Genomic DNA, 18,605 nt, shown 5'->3' on the forward strand with positions numbered 1-18,605 from the left:
CACCCCTTCCTTTCAGCCCTTTTGGGCGTCTTCCTCGTCCATCTCCGCGTAGACGGCGCGGGCCAGCGCGATGGCGTGGTTTCCGGCGGGGACGCCGGCATAGACGGCGGCCTGCATCAGGATCTCCTTCACCTCGTCGCGGGTCACGCCGGTGTTGCGGGTGGCGCGGATGTGCAGCTTCAGCTCCCCGTCCTTGCCCAGTGCCGCCAGCATGCCGATGGTCAGCATGCTGCGCGTCCGGATGTCCAGGCCCGGCCGAGTCCAGATCTGGCCCCAGGCGGTCTTGGTGATGAACTCCTGGAAATCGGCGTCGAACTCGGTGGCGCGCTCCAGCGAGCGGTCGACATGGGCGTCGCCCAGGACCGAGCGGCGCACCGCCATGCCGCGGTCGTACAGATCCTTGTCCATTATTTCACGGTCGGCCATCACAGGTCCCTCAGGAAGCCGTCGATCAGGGCGGCCAGTTCCGCCGGCTTCTCGACACCGGGGATATGGGCGGCGCCGGGCAGCAGTTCGAACCGCGCGCCGGGGATGCCGGCCGCCAGTTCGCGGGCGGCGTCGGGCGGGGTGGCAACATCGTCCTCGCCGCAGATCACCAGGGTCGGGGCTTTGATGGCGGCGTTGGCGGTGCGCAGGTCGGCGTCGCGGATCGCCATGGCGCAGCCGACATAGCCGTCTTCCGTGGTGCGGGCGACCATGGCGGTGTAGCCGCGGATCTGGTCGGGCCGGCCGTCGCGGAAGGCCTGCGTGAACCAGCGGGCCATCACCCCGTCGGAGATCGCGGCCATGCCGCGGGCGCGGATTGCGGCGATGCGGTCGGTCCAGACCGAGGCCGGGCCGATCACGCCGGCGGTGTCGCACAGGATCAGGCCCTGGATGCGGCCGGGTGCCTTGACGGCGAGGCGCTGCGCCATCATGCCGCCGATGGACAGGCCGCAGACATGGGCACGCGCGATGCCGAGCGCGTCGAGCAGGCCAGCGGCGTCGTCGGCCAGCAGGTCCATGCTGTAACCGGCATCGTCGCTGACCGGCGTCACCTGGGTCAGGCCGTGGCCGCGCATGTCATAGCGCAGGATGCGGTAGCGGTCCGACAGGTGCGGCACCACGGCGTCCCAGATGTGAAGGCTGGTGCCGATGGAGTTGGCGAACAGCAGCACCGGCGCGTCGGCCGGGCCGGTCAGGTCGTAGTGCTGGGTGATGCCGGCGGCTTCGATGAAGGGCATGGGTGTGGTCCTATCGCCTCTTGGGAAGCTAGACCCCCACCCTAACCCTCCCCCGCTGGGCGGGGGAGGGGACAAGCGCTTGTTCGGGAGGGCGGCGGCAGTCCCTCCCCCACCCAGTGGGGGAGGTTAGGTGGGGGTCTAACTTTCGGGATTACACCCGCTCGATCATCACCGCGATGCCCTGGCCGACGCCGATGCACATGGTGCAGAGCGCCGTCCGGCCGCCGGACTGCTCGAGCTGGTACACCGCGGTGGTCGCCAGACGGGCGCCGCTCATGCCGAGCGGATGGCCGAGCGCGATGCCGCCGCCGTTGGGGTTCACATGCGCGGCATCGTCGGGCAGGCCCAGCTCGCGCAGGACGGCCAGAGCCTGGGCGGCGAAGGCCTCGTTCAGCTCGATCAGGTCGATGTCGGCGATGGTCCGGCCCAGCCGTTCCAGCAGCTTGCGGGTGGCGGGCACCGGGCCGATGCCCATGACGCGCGGCGGGACGCCGGCGGTCGCACCGCCGAGGATGCGGGCGCGCGGGGTCAGGCCATGGCGCTTCACCGCGGCCTCCGACGCCACCAGCAGGGCGGCGGCGCCGTCGTTGACGCCGGACGCGTTGCCGGCGGTGATCGTGCCGCCGGGGCGGACGATCGGCTTCAGGGCCGACAGCGCTTCCAGCGTCGTGGCGCGGGGATGCTCGTCGGTGGTCACCACCGTCTCGCCCTTGCGGGTCTTGATGGTGACGGGGGCGATCTCGCGGGCCATGCTGCCGTTGGCGATGGCGCGGGCGGCGCGCTCCTGGCTGCGGAGCGCGAAGGCGTCTTGGTCGGCGCGGGCGATCTTCCAGTCGTCGGCGACGTTCTCCGCCGTCTCCGGCATCGAATCGGTGCCGTAGGCCGCTTTCATCGCCGGGTTGACGAAGCGCCAGCCGATGGTGGTGTCGAAGATCTCGGCTTGGCGGGAGAAGGGGGCGTCGGCCTTGCCCATGACGAAGGGGGCGCGGCTCATGCTCTCCACCCCGCCGGCGATCATCAGATCGGCCTCGCCCGTCCTGATGGCGCGGGCCGCGGTGGCGAGCGCGTCGAGGCCGGAGCCGCAGAGCCGGTTCATCGTCGTGCCCGGCACCGCCTCGGGCAATCCTGCCAGCAGGGCGGCCATGCGGGCGACGTTGCGGTTGTCCTCGCCGGCCTGGTTGGCGCAGCCATAGATCACATCATCCACCGCGGCCCAGTCGACCGACGGGTTGCGCTGCATCAGGGCGCGGATCGGCACGGCGCCGAGATCATCGGCGCGCACCGACGACAGGGATCCTGCATAGCGGCCGATGGGGGTGCGGATGGCGTCGCAGATATAGGCGTCACGCATGGTCTTATCCTTCTCCGCCAACTTGCCCATGGGCTGCCGCAGTGCGGGCCTGGAGGTCGCGCAGTGCGGCCAGCGCGCCGGCGTCCGGGATTTCGGTGGTCTTCAGGTCGGGCGCGATCTTCAGGTCCCAGCCGGTGGCCGCCTTCACCTGCTCCACCGTCACGCCGGGATGGATGCTGGTCAGGGTCAGTTCCTTCGTCACCGGATCGGGGGTGAGGATGCCGAGGTCGGTGATGACCGCTGTCGGCCCGGCGCCGGGAATGCCGGCCTTGGCCCGCGCGTCACCGCCGTCGAGATAGCCGGCCGAGGTGACGAAGGGCAGCTTGGCGACGAAGGCCTTTGGGCTTTGCTTCAGCACGATGAACACCTCCTTGGCCTGGGAGGCGATCTCCGGCGCGCCGCCGGCACCGGGCAGCCGCACCTTGGGCGCGTCATAGGGGCCGATGACGGTGGTGTTGATGTTGGCGAAGCGGTCGACCTGGGCCGCGCCGAGGAAGCCGACGTCGATCCGTCCGCCCTGCAGCCAGTAGCGGAAGATCTCCGGCGTGCCGACCACGGTGTCGGCGGTCAGCGCGAGGTCGCCGTCGCCTATCGACAGCGGCAGCACGGTCGGCTTGGCGCCGATGGGGCCGGATTCATAGATCAGCACCACGTCCGGCGCATGGGTCAGCCGGGCGAGGTTGGCGGCGGTGGAGGGCAGGCCGATGCCGACGAAGCAGACGGTGCCGTCCTTCAGCAGCCGGCTGGCCGCCACCGTCATGATCTCGGTCGCGGTGAAGTCGAGAGTTTCGCCAATGGTCTTAGGGCTGCTCATCACGCGGCCTCCTTCATGCTTTCGGCCAGCACGCGGCGGAAGCCGGCGAAATCGTCGGTGTCCAGGACATGGCGCTGCATCCAGGCGCGGAACTCCTCGCGCGAGCGGGCGATTGGGTCCCAGGCCTTGTAGAAACGGTTGTCGCGCTCCGAATAGCCCTGCGCGTAGGACGGATAGGCGCCGCCGGGGACATGGCAGACGGCGGAGAGCGCCCAGCTCGGCAGCACGCAGGCGTTCGGCGGCGCTTCCAGATCGTCGACGATCTCTTCCACCGTGATGATGGAACGCTTGGCGGCCAGAACGGCTTCCTTTTGGACGCCGAGGATGCCCCACAGCAGGACGTTGCCGCGGCGGTCGGCCTTCTGGGCGTGGATCACCGTCACGTCGGGACGGACGGAGGGGATGGCGGCCAGCTTCTCCCCCGTGAAGGGGCACTCGACGAAGCGGATGTTGGGGTTGACCTTCGGCAGGTCGGAGCCGGTGTAGCCGCGCAGTAGGGCGAAGGGCAGGTTTGAGGCGCCGGCGACATAGGCGTTCGCCATGCCGGCGTGGCTGTGCTCCTCGATCTCCAGCCGGTGCGGCCAGCCCTGTTCGACGGCGTCGCGGAAGCGGTGGAGCGAGCCGACGCCGGGGTTGCCGCCCCAGGAGAAGATCAGCTTGGCAGCACAGCCCATGCCGATCATCTGGTCGTAGATCAGGTCCGGCGTCATGCGGACCAGGATCAGGCCACGCCGGCCCTGCCGGATGATCTCGTGCCCGGCGGCATGGGGAATCAGGTGGGTGAATCCTTCCAGGGCGACCGTGTCGCCGTCGCGCACGAGGCTCGCCACCGCCTCGCGCAGGGGCGTGATCTTGGCCATATGACCTCCCGGATGTGCGAAAATCGCACGAACATTCATCTTTACGCACAGATTGGCCGTCGAGCATTTCGGCTGTCAAGGTCGAATATAGGCATATATGTACGGTAAACGCACATATTGCGTCGCAGCATGAGGGAATTGCGGTGAAATGGTTCTGATGACTTTGCTTTTGCGATATAAAACAAGAGCTTAGATGAAAACCGCGTTATGGGCGTTTATCGCACTTAATGTCAAATATCGCACTTGACGGTTCGGTTGCCCCTCAGTACGCTGAGCGGAACAGTCAACGATCGGGGCCGCGAGTTCCGGCGCCGGCATATGGTCACATGTGGGAGGGACGATGACGAGGACTCTGCGCAACGCGCTGCTGGGTGCGGCGTTCGGTCTGGCGCTGACGGCCGGTTCGGCCGGGGCCGCCACCATCAAGGTCGGCGTCGTCGCGCCTTTCTCCGGACCCTACGGCGTGGTCGGCAAGACCTTCCGGGAAGCGATCGAGATCTATCAGGCCGAACATGGCAAGACCGTCGGCAACGACACGGTGGAGTTCATCTACAAGGACCTCGACCAAGCCAACCCGGCACAAAGCAAGGCGCTGTCGCAGGAGCTGATCGTCAAGGAAAAGGTCTCCTTCCTCGCCGGCTATTTCTTCACGCCCGATGCGCTGGCCGTCGCCCCGCTGATCGACGAGGCGAACATTCCCTGCGTGATCTTCAACGCCGCGACCTCCGCCATCACGGAAAAGTCGCCGCGCTATGTCCGCACCTCCTTCACCCTGTGGCAGAACACGGTGCCCCTGGCCGAATACATGGCCAAGCAGGGGATCAAGAAGGCGGTGTCGGCGGTCAGCGACTATGGCCCCGGCATCGACGGCGAGACCGCCTTCAAGACCACCTTCGAAAAGCATGGCGGCTCGGTGGTCGACACCATCCGCATGCCGATGAAGTCCAACGACTTCGCCCCCTTCATGCAGCGCATCAAGGATTCGGGCGCGGAGGCGGTCTATGCCTTCCTGCCCGCCGGGCCATCGACGCTGGCCTTCGCCAAGGCCTTCAACGACACTGGGCTGAAGGCGGCGGGCATCAAGTTCTTCGGTCCCGGCGACCTGACCCAGGAACCGGACCTGCCGGCCCTGGGCGACGCCGCGCTGGGCATCACCACCAGCTTCAACTACAGCCGCGCGCATGATTCGGCGAAGAACAAGGCCTTCGTCGCCAAGCACAAGGAGATGTTCGGGTCCTACGACACCGTCACCTTCAGTTCGGTCGGCGCCTATGACGGCGTGCATGTCATCTACCAGATGATCAAGAACGGCGGCGGCGGCAGGATCGACGGCGCGAAGGCGGTGGACTCGGTGAAGGGCATGAGCTGGGAAAGCCCGCGCGGACCCCTGACCATCGATCCCGACAGCCGCCACGTAACCCAGACGATCTATCTGCGCACTGTCGAGAAGGTCGACGGCAAATTTGAGAACGTCGAGAAGGAGGCGTTCCCGAAGCAGCCGGACTATGGGTACAAGTTGGCGAAGTGAGGGGGGATTGTCCCTCTCCCGAACCAGAAAGAATCCCCTCTCCCCCCTGGGGAGAGGGTCAGGGTGAGGGGGATGCACAGGGTGGATTAACAACAAGCGGACAGTCCGGCTCCACTACCAACTTCACGCCACGCATCCCCCTCACCCCGACCCTCTCCCCGGGGGGGAGAGGGAGAGGGGCAGACGGACGCACATCATGGAAACCATGTTCGGGATCGCCGTCGACGGGGTCGCCTACGGCATGATCCTCTTCATCATCTCCGTCGGCCTGTCGGTGACGTTGGGGCTGATGCGGGTGGTCAATCTGGCGCATGGCGCCTTCGCCATGGTCGGCGGCTATGTCGCGTCCTATGCGGCGCAGGGCGCCGGGCTGCCCTATGGGGTGGCGCTGGTGGTGGCCGTGGCGCTGACGGTGCTGGCGACGCTGCCGCTGGAACGGCTGCTGTACCGCCGCATCTACGGCTCGGCGAACGAGCTGGCGCAGGTGCTGCTGACCATCGGCCTGACCTTCGTCATCGTCGCCGGCATCAACTATCTGTTCGGCCCGACGCTGAAGCGCATCCCGTTGCCGGAACTGCTGACCGGCACGGTGGAGCTGGGGCCGAAGGCTATCCCGACCCACCGCGCCTTCGTGATCGGCGCCGGGGCGGCGACGCTGCTGGGGCTGTGGTGGCTGCTGGAACGCACGGACTTCGGCATCCGGCTGCGCGCCGCGGTGGATGATCCGGCCATGGCGGCGGCGCTGGGCATCCGGACCGAGCGGCTCTATCTGGCGACCTTCGCGCTCGGCACCGGGCTGGCGGCGCTGGGCGGCGTGCTGGGGGCCGAACTGCTGCCGCTGGAGCCCTATTACGCCATCCGCTACATCGTGCTGTTCCTGGCGGTGGTGGCGGTCGGCGGTGCCGGCAGCATCTTCGGCTCGGCCGCGGCGGCGCTGGCGCTGGGCATCGTCGACACCGCCGGCAAATACCTGATCCCGAATTTCGGCGAGTTCTTCTTCTACGCCGCCCTGATCCTGATCCTGTTCCGCTGGCCCCACGGCTTCTTCAAAGGGAGGACGGCATGACGAGCGTCGCCGAGCGAGACGGCAAGGCCGGCACCATGACGCGATCCATCCCGCTCGGCAGGCGCCGCGACCTCGACTGGATCGGCATCCCGCTGATCGCGGCGGTGGGGCTGGCCGCCTATTGGCTGCTGCCGGACGATCTGGCGCTGCTGACCCGCATCGCCGCCTCGGCGCTGTTCGTGCTGTCGCTCGACCTCGTGCTCGGCTATGGCGGGATCGCCACGCTGGGGCAGGCGGCGATGTTCGGCACCGGCGCCTATGCCGCCGGCATCGTCGCGGTCAACTGGAACAACGACCCCTTCGCGATGCTGGCGGTCGGCGGGCTGGCCGGCGGTCTGCTGGCGCTGGTCACCGGCGCCCTGATCCTGCATGCCCGCGGCCTGACCCTGCTGATGCTGACCATCGCGGTCGGGCAGATCGTGCAGGAGGTCGCCAACAAGGCGCGCGACTGGACCGGCGGCAGCGACGGCCTGTCGGGCATCGATCCGGCGCCGGTGCTGGGAATGTTCCGCTTCGACATGTTCGGCCACACCTCCTACCTGTTCGCGCTGGCGGTTCTGGTGGTCGGGCTGGTGGTGGCGCGGCGGATCGTGCGCTCGCCCTTCGGGCTGGCCTGCCGCGGGGTAAAGGAGGACCCGTTGCGGGTCTCCGCAATCGGCGGTTCGCCCAAGGCCTATCTGGTGGTGCTCTATGCGGTGGCCGGCATGTTCGCCGGGGTGGCCGGCGCCCTGACCGCGGTGACCAGCGGCATCGTCGGGCTGGACAGCGCCGGCTTCTCCTGGTCGGCGGAGGCGCTGGTCATGCTGGTGCTGGGCGGCACCGGGCGCCTCTATGGCGCGGTGATCGGCACCGCCGCCTTCATGGGCGTCCACCACATCCTGGCCGCCAACGATCCCTATCACTGGATGGCCTTCATCGGCCTGTTCCTGATCGGCATCGTCCTGTTCCTGCCCGGCGGCATCGTGTCGGCGGTGGAGCGGCTGGGCGGGCTGCGGCGCGGAAAGGAGGGCGGGGCATGACGGCGCTGCTGGACGTCGAGGGGTTGAGCAAGAATTTCGGCGGCCTCCAGGTGGCGTCCGACATCTCCATGACGCTGAAGGCGGGCGACCGCTGCGCCCTGATCGGGCCGAACGGCGCCGGGAAGACCACCTTCGTCAACCTCGTCACCGGGGTGATCCCGCCCAGCGCCGGCACCATCCGGCTGGACGGACGCGACGTGACCAAGCTTCCGCCGGCGGAGCGGGTGCGGCTGGGGTTGATCCGCAGCTTCCAGGTGGCGCGGCTGTTCAAGTCGATGACGGTGCGCGAGCATCTGGAACTGGCGGTGCTGCAGCGCGACCGCCGCACCTTCCGCCTGTTCGCCAACGTCGCCAAATTGGCCGGTCTGGCCGACGAGGTGGCGGAGCTGCTGGGCATCATGGGGCTGACCCATGTGGCGCACACTGCGGTCGGCTCGCTCGCCTACGGGCAGCAGCGGCTGCTGGAGATCGCGCTGGCGCTCGCCATGAAGCCGAAGGTGCTGATCCTGGACGAGCCGGCGGCCGGCGTGCCCCATTCCGAAAGCCAGCGCATCCTCGACGCCATCGACCAGTTGCCGAAGGATCTGGCGGTGCTGATGATCGAGCACGACATGGATCTCGTTTTCCGCTTCGCCAGAACCATCGTCGTGCTGGCGCAGGGGCGGCTGCTGTGCAGCGGCACCGCCAAGGAGATCGTCGCCGACCCGCGCGTGCGCGAGGTCTATCTGGGGAGCCGGACCAATGCCCACTGAACCGGTAGGATCTTTGGAGGTTGCGGATCTGCGCGCCGGCTACGGCAAGACGCTGATCCTCGATGGCATCTCCTTCAGCGTGCCGGCCGGCGGGCGGCTGGCCCTGCTCGGCCGCAACGGGGTGGGCAAGACGACCACGCTGGCGACGCTGGTCGGCCAGACCACCCGCCATGGCGGCGGCATCCGGCTGGACGGCGTGGAACTCGGCGGGCTGAGCAGTTCGGCGCGGGCGGCGGCGGGGCTGGGCTATGTCCCGCAGACGCGCGACATCTTCAAGTCGCTGACGGTGGAGGAGAACCTCGTCACCGGGCTGAAGGGCCGTCCGCGCTCGGCGCTGGAGGAGGCGTACACGCTGTTCCCGCGGCTGGGCGAACGGCGCCGCAACGGCGGCGGCGAGCTGTCGGGCGGCGAGCAGCAGATGCTGTCGGTCGCCCGCGCGCTTCTCGGCAAGCCGACGGTGCTTTTGCTGGACGAGCCGCTGGAGGGGCTGGCCCCGGTCATCTGCGACACGCTGATGGCGGCGCTGTCGAAGCTCGACATGACCATCGTTCTGGTGGAGCAGCAGGTCGACCGCGCGCTGGAGTTCGCCGACCGCGTGGTCTTCCTCGACCGCGGCCGGGTGGTGCATGCCGGACCGGCCGCACAGGCAAGGACCGATGCGGCGCTGCTGGAACGGCATCTGGGCGTGGCGCTGGCGGCGTAGGGGGATGGTAAAATCCCCCTCTCCCCCCTGGGGAGAGGGTTGGGGTGAGGGGGATGCACCGCATGGCTATCCCGAGAATCCTCGCTTTGCTCCCCCCTCACCCTAACCCTCTCCCCGGGGGGGAGAGGGAATCTTGGGGGGGTCGAGGTTTTTCACCGGAACGGCGGCGCATACAGCAGCCCGCCCTGGGTCCAGGGCTTGTTCTGCCCGCGGTCCATGCCGTAGGGGATGCCCAGGTTGCGGTCGAAGATCTCGCCGTAATTCCCGACCTGCGCCAGCACCTGCAGGGCCCAGTCGTCGGGCAGGCCCAGCGTGCGGGCGGCGGTGCCGGCATGGCCCAGCATGCGGTGCAGTTCGGGGTCGTCGGGGATGCGGCCGGCCTGCACGTCGGCGGCGGTGACGCCCTTGGCGTCGGCCAGCACGATGGCGTGGAGGACCCAGCGGGCGATGTCGTACCAATTGCGGTCGCCCCGCGCGACATAGGGGGTCAGCGGCTCGCGCGAGATCACGTCCGGGTAGATGTGGATGGCCATCCCCGCCTTGCGGTAGCCGGCCAGCGAGGTGACCAACACCGTGCGGTCGGTGGTCAGCAGGTCGCATTCATGGGCGAGGAAGGCCTGCAGCGCCTCGTCCAGCGTCTGGAAGGTGCGGATCGACCAGGGCAGGTCGGACTTGCGGATATGGTCGTCCAGATTGCGGACGGTGGTGGTCGCGGTCTTGACGCAGACCGTGCGCGGCCCCAGCCGGTCGAGCGGCGGCGCGGTGCCGTCGCCGTGGATGGCGAAGCCCTGGCCATCATGCAGCAGCGGCATCAGGAACTCGATGTCGTGCGACAGCTCGCGGCTGAAGGTCCAGGTCGTGGTGGTCAGCGCGATGTCGACGTCATGCTTCTCCACCGCCTGGAATTCCTGCGGCTTCTCCGGAAGGCGGACGACGCGGATCGCCTGGGCGTTGCCGAGCGTCGCCGCGGCGAAGACGCGGCAGACATCGACCAGGAAGCCGTCCAGATGCCCCTGCGGGTCGGAGAAGGAAATCCCGCTGACCCCGCTGCGCAGCCCACAGACCAGGAAGCCGCGGCCGTGGATGCGCTCCAGCGTTTCGCCGTCGCCGGCGAGAGCCTGTGCCGGCGGCAGTACCGCGCCCAATGCCAGCAGCATCCCGGCAGCGAAACGCCGGAGGGTTCCGACCAGCCTCATCGCGAAATCCATCTCCCGAACCGTCCCGGCGCCGCCGCCGGGCGGGCCAGGGTCAGGCCGCCTGCTGGGCGCGCAGCGTGCCGAGCAGACTATGCAGCGACGCGGCTTCCTCGGCCAGCGTGTTCGCCGTGACGGTCAGGGAGCCGGCGATGTCGCCGGTGCGCGCGGCCTGGGCGCTGACCCCGTCGATCAGCGCCGCCACCTCGCCGGTGTTGCCGGCGATCACGCCGACCCGGTTGCGGATGTCGGTGGAGGAGTCGGTCTGGCGCGCCACCGCCTCGCCGATCAGCTCCTGCACCTCGTTGATGCGCTCGACCGAGCCGGAGATGCGGGCGAAGGTGCCGACGGTGTTCTGGATGCTGCCGTTGATGGCGTTGACCGAGCCGGCGATCTGCACGGTGGCGTCGGCGGTCTCCTCCGCCAGCTTCTTCACCTCCGCCGCGACCACGGCGAAGCCGCGCCCCGCGGCGCCGGCCGCCGCCGCTTCGATGGTGGCGTTCAGCGCCAGCAGCTTGGTCTGGTGGGCGATGCCGGTGATCACGTCGACGATGCGGCGGATCTGCTCGGTGTTCTCGCCCAGCTGGCCGACCACGCCGCGGGCGGCGGTCAGCTCGCCCAGTGTGGCGCCGACCATCCCCGCCGCCTCGGTCGCGAGGCTGGAGACGCTGCCGATGGTGTCCATCAGCACTTCCGCGCTGTCGTTGCAGGTGCTGGCGTTGCGGTTGCTCTCGGCGACGAAGCTGCCGGCGCTGACCGTGCTGTCGATGGTGCCGGCCGACTCCCGGCGCAGCGCGTCGGCCAGCTCGCGCAGCTGGCCCGACTGGGTGGCGACGCCCGACGCCACCTGATGCACGTCTTCCATCAGCTGGCGGGCGAGGGCGGCGGAGCGCATCTGCTCCGTCACGTCGGTCCAGGACAGCGTCTTGCCCAGCACATTGCCCTGGTCGTCGAACACGGTATCGACATGCGCCTCCACCGTGGTCTCGTCGACGGTCAGGGTGCGGCGCGGGATCGGCGGGCGGGCCGGATCGGTGCAGTCGGCGGTGAAGTCCGGCCCCTGGGCCAGCAGGTCGGGACCGGTCGGGTCGATGCCGTGCGCCTCGCAGAAGGCGCGGGCGGCCGGGTTGACGAACCCTACCTGACCGTCCGTTCGCAGCAGCGCGGTCGGCACCGGGCTGCTGTCGACCATACGCTTCATCAGTAGCACCTGCTCCACGCTGCCGCGCAGGCCGCGCAGCGCCGTTCCCATCACCGCCAGCTCGTCGCGGCCGGTGCGGGGGACCTCGATGGAGAGGTCGCCGGCGGCGATCTGCTCCATGGCGCGGGCGAACTTGCGCAGGTTGGCGAAGACGGCGACGCGCAGAAGCAGGGCGGCTGCGATGGCGACGGCCAGCGCGAAGGCGGCGACCATCTTGAGGGCGTCGTTGCGCAACTCCTCCGTGGCGCCGACGAACTCGGCGACGTCACGCGAGATCTCCGCAGTCGCCCAGGGCAACCCGCCGTCGCCACTGAGCGCCACGGTTGTGCTGGACAGCTGCGCATGGTCCGACGGCGCGCTGCCCTTGGATTCGAACAGAACGGCGCCCTTGGCGTCGGTGAAGCGGATGTCGGCATCCAGCACCGCACCCAGGCTGGACAGGGCCGGCAGCGGATCGGTCACCACCTCCAGGAAGCCGAGGACGCGGAAGCCGCCGATGGGGACGATCATGCTGTAGAGCGGCCGGCCCTGGCCGTCGCGCCACAGCAGGCTGGCCGGGCGGCGCTTGTCGGCGAGGTCGCGCGTCTTCAGCGTCTCGAACAACGGGGCGACGGTGGCGACGCTGTCCTGCTCTCCACCGGTAGCGGCGATGCGGTTCATGTCGGGATCGAACACCGCGACCGAGACCAGCCGGACCTCGCGGTCGACCACCACCGGGCGGGAATTGATGTTCTTCAGCGCCAGCGTCGTCTTGGCCGGGTCCTTCTGGCTGATGCTGTCGACAAGGAAGGAATCGCGGCTCCATTCATTGGCGTGGCCCTGCAGCCATTCCGTGTAGTTCTTGCGGATGCGGTCGTTGGACAGCACCCGCAGGGTCGCCGCCGCACTGCTGTTGAAGGTGGTGAGCGCGAAGTCGGTGTAGCGTTGCGACACCCAGGCCTGGCTGGCGATCAGCGCCGCCACCAGTACGCCGACCACCGACACCATGGCACGGCGCAGCGTCCAGAACCGGTAACGGGCGCCGGTGTCGTCCAGGGTGCCGCCCGCTTTCGCCCGGCCTGCTTTCGTCGAGACTGCCTTCATGCCCAAACCCCCGCCGCCACAGAATGGTTTCACGGATTGCTACACGGACATCGTCGCAGGGCCCTTTGAACGATTTAGCGTCTAATTGTGAACAGCTCGTGTCTTTTCGTTTGCATTTGAGACAAGCGGAGGATCCGGCAATAAAGGATCGAGCGACTTTTTCGCCGAGCTGACGGACTATGACTTTCCATGTGGAGAGCGATGTAAGATAAGGCACAACCACCCATGGCGGTTTGATTTCAAAACAGGCTGGCTGCCTCGGGAAATGCATAAAAATAGGGCCACGGGACCGTGCGAATTTTTTCGCATGTCCCGTGGCCCAGGTTGCCGAGCGCGTGGCCGCCGCGAGACTGCTGCGACGGGGGAGTTTGCTCGGGGTACGGTGAGACTCTTGCCCTCTCCCGGCCCTTCTCTCCCTCTCCCCCCGCTCACGCGCAAACTTCGTTTGCGCTGACGCGACAGGCGGACCTCCGGTCCGCCGAAAGCGGGGAGAGGGTCGGGGTGAGGGGGATGCAGGGGGTGGATACCGTGGGGGCCGGGGAGTGCGCGATCCTTGAGGATCCTCGCGGCGCGCCCCCTCACCCTAACCCTCTCCCCGGGGGGGAGAGGGGAACCAGGGCGGGAGAGGGAGCGTTACCCCTCCTGCGTGACGTCGCCGGCGAACAGGTAGCCCGTGCCGTGGACGGTCACGATCAGCCGCGGGTCGGCGGGGTCGGTCTCGATCAGGCGGCGCAGGCGGCGGACCAGGCTATCGATGGTGCGGTCGGTCGCGTCCGTCTTCCTCCGGGTCGTCGCGGTCAGCAGATAGTCGCGGTTCATCACACGGCCGGGGTTGCAGACGAAGGTCGACAGCAGTTCGAACTCCGCCCCCGTCAGCCGCACCGGCTGCCCCTGCGGATCGGTCAGGCGCATGCGGTCCAGCCATAGGGTCCAGCCGGCGAAGCTGCGCTTGCGGTCGTCGCGCTGGTCGCCCGGCGCCTTCAGCCGGCGCAGCAGGTTCCGCACCCGGGCCAGGATCTCGCGCGGCTCGAAGGGCTTCGCGATGTAATCGTCCGCCCCCATCTCCAGCCCGATGATGCGGTCTAGCTTCTCCGCCCGGCTGCTGACCAGGATGATGCCGATCTCCGACACCGCGCGAAGCTCGCGGGTCAGGGTCAGACCGTCCTGGCGCGGCAGCCGGATGTCGAGCAGCACGACGTCCACCGCGGCGGTCGTCAGCAGCTCCTTCAGCTCCTCCGCGCTTCGGGCCAGCAGGACGTCGAAGCCCTCGTCCGTCAGGTAGGACTTCAGCGTCTCGCGCGTCACCGCGTCGTCGTCGGTGATGGCAATGGTCGCCGGCATGGCCGTCTCGTCCGCCTTTTCCTCGCCCCACCGTGCCGGTGGGTCCGCCTCAATGTTCCAGGATCTGGCCCAGGAACTGGCGGGTGCGCTCGCTTTTCGGGTTCTCGAAGAATTCGGCCGGCGACCCGCTCTCGATGATCGAGCCTTCGGCCATGAAGACAATAGAGTCCGCGACCTGCCGGGCGAAGCCCATTTCGTGGGTGACGCAGACCATGGTCATGCCCTCGCCCGCCAGCTCGGTCATGACGTCCAGAACCTCCTTGACCATTTCGGGGTCGAGCGCCGAGGTCGGCTCGTCGAACAGCATGATCTCGGGGCGCATGCACAGGGCGCGGGCGATGGCGACGCGCTGCTGCTGGCCGCCGGACAGCTGGCCGGGGAACTTGTGCGCCTGGTCGGGGATGCGCACCCGCTTCAGGTACATCATGGCGATTTCCTCGATCTCGGACTTCGCCATGCCGCGGACCCAGATCGGGGCCAGCGTCAGGTTCTGCAGCACGGTCAGGTGCGGGAACAGGTTGAAGTTCTGGAACACCATGCCGACCTTGCGGCGGATCTTCTCCACCGCCTTCACGTCGTCGGTCAGCTCGATGCCGTCGACGACGATGTGGCCGGTCTGGTGCGCCTCGAGCCGGTTGATGCAGCGGATCATCGTCGACTTGCCCGAGCCCGAGGGGCCGCAGACGACGACCTTCTCGCCCTTGCCGATGCTGAGGCTGACGTCGCGCAGCGCGTGGTAGCTGTTGTACCACTTGCCGACCTTGCGGAGTTCGATGATGGCGTTCTCGGTCATGACGTGTCTCCAGAAGGCCGGTCAGCGGCGGGTGTAGCGGTTGGCCAGACGCTCCAGCCACTGGCTGTAGCGGGACATGCTGAAGCAGAAGAGCCAGAAGATCATGCCGGCGAAGACATAGACCTCGGCGAAGTAGGGGCGCCATTCGGGGTCGGTCGTCGCCACGGTGGCGGCGGTCAGCAGGTCGTACAGGCCGACGATGGTGACCAGCGAGGTGTCCTTGAAGCAGCTGATGAACTGGTTGACGATCGGCGGGATGACGATGCGTAGCGCCTGCGGCAGGATGATCAGCCGCGTCTTCTGCCAGTAGGACAGGCCGAGCGCGTCGGCGGCCTCGTACTGGCCCTTGGGGATCGCCTGCAGGCCGCCTCGCACGGCTTCCGCCAGATAGGCCGCGGTGAACAGGGTCAGGCCGGCAAGGGCGCGCAGCAGCTTGTCCACCGTCACGCCTTCCGGCAGGAACAGCGGGAACATCACCGACGCCATGAACAGGACGCTGACCAGCGGCACGCCGCGCATCAGCTCGATGAAGCCGATGCAGAAGGTGCGGATGGCCGGCAGCGAGGACTGGCGGCCGAGAGCCAGCAGAATCGACAGCGGGAAGGCGAGGGCGATGGCGAAGACCGACAGCATCAGCGTGATCGGCAGGCCACCCCAGCGGTCGTTGGCGACATAGGTCAGGCCGAGGATGCCGCCCCACATCAGCACGCCCATGCCGACCAGAACCAGCGCCCAGGCGACGGCAAGCCCGGGCCGCCAGAAGGCGCGTACGCCGCTGACGCCCAGCATCGCCACGAACAGGCCGCAGGCCAGGAACGGGCGCCACTGCTCCTCGTAGGGGTAGGTGCCGAAGAAGATCAGCCGGTGCTTGACCGCGATGATCGACCAGCAGGCGCCGGCCGCCTCGCGGCAGGCTTCCGACGACCCGCTCCACACCGCGTTCAGCAGCAGCCAGTTCACCATCGGCGGCACGGTGAACCACAGGATGGCGAGGCAGAGGACGGTCAGGCCCGTGTTCAGCGGCGTGTCGAACAGGTTGGCCTTCGCCCAGTTGACGGGCGCCCATCCCAGCGGCTTCAGCGCGGTGACGCCATTGGGCTGCGGCGGGACGGAGGCCTGCGACGGCTCCTCTTCATAAGAGGCGGCCCAGGCGGTGGTGTTGGTCGGGACTTCCTTGCTCATCGCGTCACCAGGGCCACTCGGCGGTTGTACCAGTTCATGAAGCCGGCGATGCACAGGCTGATGACGAGATAGACCGCCATCATCATCGCCACCGCCTCCACCACCTGGCCGGTCTGGTTGGCCGAGGTGTTGGTGACGCTGACCAGATCGGGATAGCCGATGGCGACGGCCAGCGAGCTGTTCTTGGTCAGGTTCAGGTATTGGCTGGTCAGCGGCGGCACGATCACCCGCAGCGCCTGCGGCAGGATGACGAGGCGCAGGATCTGCACCGGCGACAGGCCCAGCGCCAGCCCGGCCTCGGTCTGGCCATGCGGCACGGCGAGGATGCCGGAGCGCACGATCTCGGCGATGAAGCCGGCGGTGTAGACCGACAGGCCGATCAGCAGCGCGGTGAATTCCGGGGTGACCGACCCGCCGCCCTCGAAGTTGAAGCCGGCCAGCGCCGGCACGTCGAAGGCCAGCGGCGCACCGGTGGCGACGAACACCGCGACCGGCGGCAGCACCACCGCGGCGATGGCCGCCGGCAGGGTGGGGAAGGGCTTGCCGGTCGCCTCGCGGTGGCGGCGGGCGTAGCGGACGATGGCGATCGCGGCGGCGATGCCCGCCAGCAGGGCCAGGAAGGCCCAGCCATGGCCGGGATGCTCGGCCAGCACCGGGAACTTCATGCCGCGGTTGCTGAGGAAGACGTGGGGGACCACCTCCAGCGCCTCGCGCGGGCTCGGCAGCCGGTTCATGATGGTGTACCAGACCACCAGCTGCAGCAGCAGCGGAACGTTGCGCACCGTCTCGACGAAGACGGCGGCGAAGCGGCCGACCATCCAGTTCGACGACAGCCGCGCCACGCCGATGGCCACGCCCAGCACGGTCGCCAGCACCACGGCGGCGGCCGACACCGACAGGGTGTTCAGCAGGCCGACGACCAGGGCGCGCAGATAGGTGTCCGACGCGGCGTAGTTCATCAGGCTTTCGCCGATCTCGAATCCGGCCTCGCGCTCGAGGAAGCCGAAGCCGGTGGCGACGCCGCGGTTGGCGAGATTGGTCAGCGTGTTGGAGACGAGGTACCAGGCGACGGCGAGGGCGCCGGCCAGGAACAGCCCCTGGTACAGCCACCCCCGCACGCGCGCGGAGTTCAGCGCCTGGATCAGGTTGGTCATGGTGATGCTCCGTGCGGGGGGATCTCCCTCTCCCCCCTGGGGAGAGGGGCGGGGTGAGGGGGATGCATTGCGTGGCTTTCCCGAAGGTCCTGCCGCGCATCCCCCTCACCCTAACCCTCTCCCCGCTTTCGGCGGACCGGAGGTCCGCCTGTCGCGTCAGCGCAAACAAAGTTTGCGCGTGAGCGGGGGGGAGAGGGGACTCCGCCTTACTTCATCGGCGGGGCGTACATCATGCCGCCGTCGGTGTAGAGGGCGTTCTGGCCGCGCGGCATCTTCAGCTTGGAGCCGGCGCCGACGTTGCGCTCATAGCTCTGGGCGTAGTTGCCGACCTGCTTGATGATGTTGAAGGCCCAGTTCTCTTCCACGCCCAGGGCCTTGCCGTTGCCGGCGGTGACGCCCAGCAGGCGCTTCACGTCCGGATCGGGGGAGGTCATGGCGGCGTCGACGGTCTCCGACGTGATGCCCTTTTCCTCGGCCTGGACCATGGCGTAGAAGGCCCAGGTCACCAGGTTGGCCCATTCCTCGTCGCCCTGGCGGATGGCCGGGGACAGCGGCTCCTTGGAGATCAGCTCCGGCAGGATGACGTAGTCGGCCGGGTTCGGCGTCTCGGCGGCGCGGATGGCGGCCAGCTGCGAGGCGTCGGAGGTCAGGGCGTCGCAACGGCCGCTGAAGAAGGCCTTGTGCAGCTCCTCGTTCTTCTCGATGACGACCGGCTTGAAGGTCATCTTGTTGGCGCGGAAGAAGTCGGCGACGTTCTGCTCGGTCGTGGTGCCGGGCAGGACGCAGACGGTGGCGCCGTTCAGCTGCTTGGCGCTCTTCAGACCCAGCTTGGCCGACACCATGAAGCCCTGGCCGTCATAGTAGTTGGTCGGCGCGAAGTTCAGGCCGTTGGCGGTGTCGCGGGTCAGGGTGCGGGTGGTGTTACGGGCGAGGATGTCGATCTCGCCGGACTGCAGGGCCGGCAGGCGCTGCTGCGCCGACAGCGGCGTGTACTTAACCTTTTCGGCATCGCCGAACATGGCGGCGGCGACGGCGCGGCAGACGTCGACGTCCAGCCCCGACCACTTGCCCTTGTCGTCCGGCGACGAGAAGCCGTAGAGGCCCAGATTGACGCCGCACTGGACATAGCCCTTCTGCTTCACGCCGTCGAAGGTGGCGCCGGCCTGGGCGGTGCCGGACAGGGCGAGAGCGGAGACGGACAGGGTGGCCGCGATGGCGAGCGCGTTCAGACGGGTCTTCACGGGGCGTGGCTCCTTCAGCCTTGTTCATTTTAAGGGCGCCGGGGCGGGGCATGGTCCCGGCCGCCGCGCAAGGCCGACAATCGCTCAGCGGATTGAACAAA

At 68.3% G+C, this 18,605-nt stretch carries 17 protein-coding genes; 5 read left to right on the forward strand and 12 right to left on the reverse strand.

What is annotated here, in order from left to right; all coding sequences use genetic code 11:
• Positions 1 to 12: 12 nt before the first annotated feature.
• The 5 genes from pcaC to ACWPKK_RS25225 form a co-directional block, all read right to left on the reverse strand.
• Positions 13 to 426, reverse strand: coding sequence for a 4-carboxymuconolactone decarboxylase (pcaC, locus tag ACWPKK_RS25205; protein ID WP_452009882.1), 414 nt, complete (start codon positions 424 to 426; stop codon positions 13 to 15).
• Positions 426 to 1,223, reverse strand: coding sequence for a 3-oxoadipate enol-lactonase (pcaD, locus tag ACWPKK_RS25210; protein WP_452009885.1), 798 nt, complete (start codon positions 1,221 to 1,223; stop codon positions 426 to 428). Before pcaD ends, pcaC begins: the two co-directional genes overlap by 1 nt.
• A gap of 151 nt (positions 1,224 to 1,374) precedes the next feature.
• Positions 1,375 to 2,574 carry a 3-oxoadipyl-CoA thiolase gene (gene pcaF / locus ACWPKK_RS25215; protein WP_452009888.1) on the reverse strand — a complete coding sequence of 400 codons (1,200 nt, stop codon included), beginning with the start codon at positions 2,572 to 2,574 and terminating at the stop codon, positions 1,375 to 1,377.
• A 4-nt stretch (positions 2,575 to 2,578) separates the two neighbouring features.
• On the reverse strand, positions 2,579 to 3,388 hold the full coding sequence (locus ACWPKK_RS25220; protein ID WP_452009890.1) for a CoA-transferase subunit beta: 810 nt from the start codon (positions 3,386 to 3,388) through the stop codon (positions 2,579 to 2,581).
• Entirely contained in the window at positions 3,388 to 4,248 is an 861-nt protein-coding gene (locus ACWPKK_RS25225; protein WP_452009893.1) for a CoA transferase subunit A, read from the reverse strand. Before ACWPKK_RS25225 ends, ACWPKK_RS25220 begins: the two co-directional genes overlap by 1 nt.
• Before the next feature lie 340 nt (positions 4,249 to 4,588).
• Here ACWPKK_RS25225 and ACWPKK_RS25230 point away from each other — a divergent pair, with 340 nt between their 5' ends.
• From ACWPKK_RS25230 to ACWPKK_RS25250, 5 genes are all read left to right on the forward strand, one after another.
• Complete coding sequence (locus ACWPKK_RS25230) at positions 4,589 to 5,776, forward strand: ABC transporter substrate-binding protein (RefSeq protein WP_452009895.1); 1,188 nt, start codon at positions 4,589 to 4,591, stop codon at positions 5,774 to 5,776.
• A gap of 196 nt (positions 5,777 to 5,972) precedes the next feature.
• The gene (locus ACWPKK_RS25235) at positions 5,973 to 6,842 is read left to right on the forward strand and encodes a branched-chain amino acid ABC transporter permease (protein ID WP_452009898.1); all 870 of its coding nucleotides are present in this window, start codon (positions 5,973 to 5,975) and stop codon (positions 6,840 to 6,842) included.
• Positions 6,839 to 7,861 (forward strand): branched-chain amino acid ABC transporter permease, encoded by a 1,023-nt coding sequence (locus ACWPKK_RS25240; RefSeq protein WP_452009901.1) that lies wholly within the window; start codon positions 6,839 to 6,841, stop codon positions 7,859 to 7,861. The genes ACWPKK_RS25235 and ACWPKK_RS25240 overlap by 4 nt, the downstream gene beginning before the upstream one ends.
• The gene (locus tag ACWPKK_RS25245) at positions 7,858 to 8,613 is read left to right on the forward strand and encodes an ABC transporter ATP-binding protein (RefSeq protein WP_452009903.1); all 756 of its coding nucleotides are present in this window, start codon (positions 7,858 to 7,860) and stop codon (positions 8,611 to 8,613) included. The genes ACWPKK_RS25240 and ACWPKK_RS25245 overlap by 4 nt, the downstream gene beginning before the upstream one ends.
• Entirely contained in the window at positions 8,603 to 9,316 is a 714-nt protein-coding gene (locus ACWPKK_RS25250; RefSeq protein ID WP_452009906.1) for an ABC transporter ATP-binding protein, read from the forward strand. Before ACWPKK_RS25245 ends, ACWPKK_RS25250 begins: the two co-directional genes overlap by 11 nt.
• 152 nt (positions 9,317 to 9,468) lie before the next feature.
• On the opposite strand, the gene ACWPKK_RS25255 is transcribed toward ACWPKK_RS25250, so the two are convergent.
• The 7 genes from ACWPKK_RS25255 to ACWPKK_RS25285 all read right to left on the reverse strand — a co-directional run bounded on the left by ACWPKK_RS25255 (position 9,469) and on the right by ACWPKK_RS25285 (position 18,504).
• Complete coding sequence (locus ACWPKK_RS25255) at positions 9,469 to 10,524, reverse strand: amino acid ABC transporter substrate-binding protein (RefSeq protein ID WP_452009908.1); 1,056 nt, start codon at positions 10,522 to 10,524, stop codon at positions 9,469 to 9,471.
• 40 nt (positions 10,525 to 10,564) lie between these two features.
• The gene (locus tag ACWPKK_RS25260) at positions 10,565 to 12,793 is read right to left on the reverse strand and encodes a methyl-accepting chemotaxis protein (protein WP_452009911.1); all 2,229 of its coding nucleotides are present in this window, start codon (positions 12,791 to 12,793) and stop codon (positions 10,565 to 10,567) included.
• 633 nt (positions 12,794 to 13,426) lie between these two features.
• Positions 13,427 to 14,134 (reverse strand): response regulator, encoded by a 708-nt coding sequence (locus ACWPKK_RS25265; protein WP_452009913.1) that lies wholly within the window; start codon positions 14,132 to 14,134, stop codon positions 13,427 to 13,429.
• 49 nt (positions 14,135 to 14,183) lie between these two features.
• Positions 14,184 to 14,927: an amino acid ABC transporter ATP-binding protein gene (locus ACWPKK_RS25270; RefSeq protein WP_282186992.1), complete on the reverse strand. Its 744-nt coding sequence runs from the start codon at positions 14,925 to 14,927 to the stop codon at positions 14,184 to 14,186.
• Between the two features lie 21 nt (positions 14,928 to 14,948).
• Positions 14,949 to 16,109 carry an amino acid ABC transporter permease gene (locus tag ACWPKK_RS25275; protein WP_452009915.1) on the reverse strand — a complete coding sequence of 387 codons (1,161 nt, stop codon included), beginning with the start codon at positions 16,107 to 16,109 and terminating at the stop codon, positions 14,949 to 14,951.
• Complete coding sequence (locus ACWPKK_RS25280; RefSeq protein ID WP_452009918.1) at positions 16,106 to 17,263, reverse strand: amino acid ABC transporter permease; 1,158 nt, start codon at positions 17,261 to 17,263, stop codon at positions 16,106 to 16,108. Before ACWPKK_RS25280 ends, ACWPKK_RS25275 begins: the two co-directional genes overlap by 4 nt.
• Positions 17,264 to 17,469: 206 nt before the next feature.
• Entirely contained in the window at positions 17,470 to 18,504 is a 1,035-nt protein-coding gene (locus tag ACWPKK_RS25285; protein ID WP_324865016.1) for an amino acid ABC transporter substrate-binding protein, read from the reverse strand.
• Between the last annotated feature and the right edge of the window lie 101 nt (positions 18,505 to 18,605).

Source organism: Azospirillum largimobile, from assembly GCF_977007025.2.